Genomic DNA, 5,529 nt, shown 5'->3' on the forward strand with positions numbered 1-5,529 from the left:
TCCAGCTGCGTCCCCTGCAGGATCATCTGCGTTGCTTCTTCCTTCATCTCGGCATCCCACAAGTGCGGGTTTTCGATTTTGATCTGGTTGATCACGTCGATACCGAAGTTCAGGTGCATCGATTCATCGCGCAGGATGTACTGGAACTGCTCGGCGACGCCGGTCATTTTGTTGCGGCGGCCCATGGACAGGATCTGGGTGAAGCCGCAGTAGAAGAAGATGCCTTCCAGGACGCAGTAGTAGGCGACCAGGTTGCGCAGCAATTCTTTGTCGGTGTCGACGGTGCCGGTTTCGAACTTCGGATCGGAGATCGAACGGGTGTACTTCAGGCCCCAGGCGGCTTTTTTCGCGACCGATGGAATCTCGTGGTACATGTTGAAGATCTCGCCTTCATCCATGGCCAACGATTCGATGCAGTACTGGTAGGCGTGGGTGTGGATCGCTTCTTCGAAGGCCTGGCGCAGGATGTACTGGCGGCACTCGGGGTTGGTGATCAGGCGGTACACGGCCAGCACCAGGTTGTTGGCGACCAGGGAGTCGGCGGTGGAGAAGAAGCCGAGGTTGCGCATGACGATGCGACGTTCGTCGTCGGTCAGGCCTTCGGGGTTTTTCCACAGGGCGATGTCGGCGGTCATGTTGACCTCTTGCGGCATCCAGTGGTTGGCGCAGCCGTCGAGATACTTTTGCCAGGCCCAGTCGTACTTGAAGGGCACGAGTTGGTTGAGGTCGGCGCGGCAGTTGATCATGCGCTTTTCGTCGACGGCGACGCGGGCGGAGGCGCCTTCGAGTTCGGCGAGGCCTTCGGCGACGTCGAGTTTGTCCAGTTCGGCCTTGGCGCGCGCGATGGCAGCGGAGTCATTGGCGGTGACGGCGCGCGCTTCGATGGCGGCGGCAGCGCCGGCACCGTCGAGGCGGTCCATGTTGGCTTCGGTGGCGTGGCCGGCGTTGGCGCCCTTGGTGGCTACTTCGCCTTCTTCTTCTTTGTCGAATTCGTCCCAGCTCAGCATGACGTGTCGTCTCCTGCGTGAGGGCTCAAAGGTGCCCGTGTGAAACCGGATGGTGGGGTGTTCACACGGCCCTGAGGCCGCGGTGGATCTTAAGGAATCGTTTGTTGCAGCAGCTCGCGCAGGCAAATAAACGGAAATTGCGTAACGGGTACTGCGTGAGGCTTGAGGTGCGGAGCGACAGGTGCAGGCTCCAGCGGAGGCCTCAGGTCTGGCTCTTAATCCCTGTGTAAAGGGATATTGCAGGCCCGATTTACCCGCGCATTATAGGGAAAAATTCGGGTTTGTGTTGTGGCGGATGGTCACTTGGAGGCGCCAAATTAGCCTGGTTTACGGCCAAAGCGTGTGTTTGCGAGGCTTTGCCGGGATTGGATTTTTTTGACGGGCGGTGTGAGGGTTTTGGTAGGGGGGACGCAGGCAGGGCTTTATAAGGTGGGTGTGGCGGCTAACGCTATCGGGAGCAAGCCCTCTCCCACATTTTGATCGTGGTGTTTCAGCGGTCGGGCCTTGGCCGCAAGAGCGATTTCTTGCGGCAATTAAGCATTCAACTTGAAAACCGATTATCCGTTAGAACAACCATTGCCCATCACATGATAATTAAGAATATGACGCTGACCTTGCGAGTCTTCATATTCCATCTTCACCGGTACCACTTCACACACTTGCGCAATATCACTCATGGACAATACTTTGGCGACGTCCAGGTGAGTGCTGTAGGTGTAGTCCTCAACAATCGGCGCATTCGCGCCAGCCAGCTCGGTCGGGGCCTCGTCGGCCAGGGCGGCGGTGGCGCACAAGCTGCTGAGGGCCAAAACTACTAAAGCTTTCATTTCTCTATTTACCTTCTTCAGGGCGAAAGGGGTCACGAGGCCCTTGTGAGCCGCGTGTGTAACTTGAAAGTTGGGAAGTTCGGATTAACGTTGCCTTCGTGGGGGCTGTTACGGTGTTAATCACGGTGCCTTGGTTGGCGGAGTTGATTCTAGGCGCCCGGGTTATATTCATATACCCGTGGTTTTGATAAACACTTTTGACGGTTTTTGTAACAATCCCTCGATGAAGGTTTTTTCAGCAGCCTGCGAAGCGCTGCAGGACGCGGGCCAGAGCGGAATACCGGCATAGCTGGGCAATTTGTAGGGTCTTGTTACTACCATCGTCGAATGGTTCTATAGGCCTACCCCGGCTACAACAGGGGCCATACAACAACAACTATTGTCACCGAGGTAAGAAAGATGAGTGCGGCTTCCCTGTACCCCGTTCGTCCCGAAGTAGCAGCCAATACGCTGACCGACGAGGCGACCTACAAGGCGATGTACCAGCAGTCGGTGGTCAATCCCGATGGTTTCTGGCGCGAGCAAGCCAAGCGTCTCGACTGGATCAAGCCTTTCACCACGGTGAAGCAGACTTCGTTCGACGATCACCATGTCGACATCAAGTGGTTTGCCGATGGCACCCTGAACGTTTCCTACAACTGCCTGGACCGCCACCTCACCGAGCGTGGCGACCAGATCGCGATCATCTGGGAGGGCGATGACCCTGCCGAGAGCCGTAACATCACCTACCGCGAACTGCATGAACAAGTCTGCAAGTTTGCCAACGCCCTGCGCGGCCAGGATGTGCACCGCGGTGACGTGGTGACTATCTATATGCCGATGATCCCCGAAGCCGTGGTGGCCATGCTGGCCTGTACCCGCATCGGGGCGATTCATTCGGTGGTGTTCGGTGGTTTCTCGCCGGAAGCCCTGGCCGGTCGCATCATCGACTGTAAGTCGAAAGTCGTTATCACTGCTGACGAAGGCATCCGCGCCGGTAAGAAGATTCCGCTCAAGGCCAACGTCGATGACGCGCTGACCAATCCGGAAACCAGCAGCGTCCAGAAGGTCATCGTGTGCAAGCGCACCAATGGCGCGATCAAGTGGAACCAGCATCGCGACATCTGGTACGAAGACCTGATGAAAGTGGCGGGCACCGTGTGCGCGCCCAAAGAGATGGGCGCCGAAGAAGCGCTGTTCATCCTCTACACCTCCGGCTCCACCGGCAAGCCCAAGGGCGTGCAGCACACCACCGGCGGCTATCTGTTATATGCAGCCCTGACCCATGAGCGTGTGTTCGACTACCGCCCGGGTGAAATCTACTGGTGCACCGCCGATGTCGGCTGGGTCACCGGCCACACCTATATCGTCTACGGCCCGCTGGCTAATGGCGCGACCACGCTGCTGTTCGAGGGCGTGCCGAACTACCCGGATATCACGCGGGTGGCGAAGATCGTCGACAAGCACAAGGTCAACGTCCTCTACACCGCGCCGACCGCGATCCGCGCGATGATGGCGTCGGGCACCGCCGCCTGCGAAGGCGCCGACGGCAGCAGCCTGCGCCTGCTGGGTTCGGTGGGCGAACCGATCAACCCGGAAGCCTGGGACTGGTACTACAAGAACGTCGGCCAATCCCGTTGCCCGATTGTCGACACCTGGTGGCAGACTGAAACCGGCGGCAACATGATGAGCCCGTTGCCGGGCGCCCATGCGCTCAAGCCGGGTTCGGCGGCGCGTCCGTTCTTTGGCGTGGTACCGGCACTGGTGGACAACCTGGGCAACCTGATCGAAGGCGCGGCCGAAGGCAACCTGGTGATCCTCGATTCGTGGCCGGGCCAGGCGCGTACGCTGTACGGCGACCATGACCGTTTCGTCGATACCTACTTCAAGACCTTCCGGGGCATGTACTTCACCGGTGACGGTGCGCGACGTGACGAGGACGGTTACTACTGGATCACCGGGCGTGTGGACGACGTACTCAATGTGTCCGGCCACCGCATGGGCACCGCCGAGATCGAAAGCGCCATGGTCGCCCACCCGAAAGTCGCGGAAGCGGCGGTGGTGGGTGTGCCGCATGACATCAAGGGGCAGGGCATTTATGTCTATGTCACCTTGATCGGCGGCGAAGAGCCCAGCGAGCAGCTGCGCCTGGAGTTGAAGAACTGGGTGCGTAAAGAGATCGGCCCGATTGCTTCGCCGGACGTGATCCAGTGGGCGCCGGGCTTGCCGAAGACGCGTTCGGGGAAAATCATGCGACGGATTCTGCGCAAGATTGCCACGGCCGAGTATGACGGGTTGGGGGATATCTCCACCCTGGCCGATCCGGGGGTGGTTGCGCAGTTGATTGAGACGCACAAGACCATGAACGTCGCGTAAGGCGGAGTAGGTGGGACAGAGCCCCATTCGGTACAGACCGGGTGGGGCTTTTTTACGGGATTTTGCAAACCATGAAGACCCCTTGTGGGAGGGGGCTTGAACTGGTCAAGTAATCTTGGACACTGATTAAGGTTCACGCCGCCAACCTTTCCTTCACGACCGGCGACCGGTAGTCGTTGTAGCTATGAGGCCTGCTGATGTTGTAGCGCGAGACATAGCGCTGCACGTCTGCTCGGGCCTCATGTTCCAGTTTGTAGCCCGTTTCAGGCACCCACTCTGATTTCAAGCTGCCAAAGAAACGCTCCATCGGGGCGTTGTCCCAGCATTCGCCTTTACGGCTCATACTCTGCCTAAACCCCTGTTTCAGCAGCTCGTTTCGGAATTTATGACTGGTGTACTGACAACCTTGGTCAGAATGAAACAACACATCCTGGGGATGGCCGCGTAGCTCAACCGCCATGCGTAGCGCTTCGCAGGTCAGGTTGGCATCAGAAATCATCGAGAACGACCAGCCCACGATCCTGCGAGCGTACAAATCCAGAACGGCGGCGAAGTACATCCACCGCTTGCCGACCTTGATATATGTCACGTCGCCACACCACACCTGATTAACCGCCGTCACATCAAATTTTCGCTTGAGCACGTGCGGCGCCACCAAGGCCTCCACGCCCGGCGACCTGTACTTATGGCGCCTGCGCTGACGGCTGGCGATGCCAGCTTCGCGCATCAAACTGCGAGCCATATAACGCCCGATACGATGCCCTTTGGCTTGTAGCTCCTTGGACAACGTACGTGCACCGGCCGACTCTCTGGACGCCTTGTGGTGCCTGACCAGCGCGGCTTTGAGCTTATCCCTCTCAGGATTTGCTCTGCCTTGGCGCTGGCGCCAGGCGTAGAAGCTACTGCGGTTGACCCCAAACGCCTGGCAACACCTTTTAACGCCGTACTGCTCGTCCAGCTCATCGATCAACGTGAATGATCTTTGGCGTCCAAAAGCAGGAGAGCACTGGCCTTTTTTAGAATTTCGATATCCAGGTCTTTCTCTCTGAGCAGAGCTTTGAGCCTCTGGATTTCTCGTTGATCAGCAGTAATCGCCTTGGCCCCTACCGGGGTCGAGCCCAAGCGTTCTTTTTGCACTTGATCGACCCAGCGGCGCAGGGCTGTGGGGCCGATATCCAGGGTGGCACACACCTCGGTAACCGGCTGACCTTCATCCAACACCATGCTGGCAGCCTTGAGCTTGAACTCACTCGAATAAGATTTACGCATAACCAAACACCTCAGATTTGGGCGCTATCATAGCGCCCGATTGAAGTGTCCAAAATCATTAGGCCAGTTCA

The 5,529-nt window shown here is 58.1% G+C and carries 5 protein-coding genes; 1 reads left to right on the forward strand and 4 read right to left on the reverse strand.

The window, feature by feature from the left end:
* Together BFQ04_RS12075 and BFQ04_RS12080 are read right to left on the reverse strand one after the other, a co-directional pair.
* Positions 1-1,007: ribonucleotide-diphosphate reductase subunit beta (locus BFQ04_RS12075; protein ID WP_065951033.1), on the reverse strand; the 1,007-nt coding region annotated here is incomplete at its 3' end.
* 557 nt (positions 1,008-1,564) lie between these two features.
* Entirely contained in the window at positions 1,565-1,834 is a 270-nt protein-coding gene (locus BFQ04_RS12080) for a DUF2790 domain-containing protein (RefSeq protein WP_065951034.1), read from the reverse strand.
* Between the two features lie 399 nt (positions 1,835-2,233).
* On the opposite strand from BFQ04_RS12080, the gene acs reads away from it, so the two are divergent.
* Positions 2,234-4,189: an acetate--CoA ligase gene (gene acs / locus BFQ04_RS12085; protein WP_065951035.1), complete on the forward strand. Its 1,956-nt coding sequence runs from the start codon at positions 2,234-2,236 to the stop codon at positions 4,187-4,189.
* A gap of 133 nt (positions 4,190-4,322) precedes the next feature.
* Here acs and BFQ04_RS12090 read toward each other — a convergent pair whose 3' ends face one another.
* On the reverse strand, positions 4,323-5,159 hold the full coding sequence (locus BFQ04_RS12090; RefSeq protein ID WP_065949523.1) for an IS3 family transposase: 837 nt from the start codon (positions 5,157-5,159) through the stop codon (positions 4,323-4,325).
* Positions 5,156-5,458, reverse strand: a complete 303-nt coding sequence (locus tag BFQ04_RS30405) for a transposase (protein ID WP_065949522.1) — start codon at positions 5,456-5,458, stop codon at positions 5,156-5,158. Before BFQ04_RS30405 ends, BFQ04_RS12090 begins: the two co-directional genes overlap by 4 nt.
* Positions 5,459-5,529 lie beyond the last annotated feature (71 nt).

This window comes from Pseudomonas sp. 37 R 15, assembly GCF_900004865.1.
Classification (GTDB): domain Bacteria; phylum Pseudomonadota; class Gammaproteobacteria; order Pseudomonadales; family Pseudomonadaceae; genus Aquipseudomonas; species Aquipseudomonas fluorescens_AM.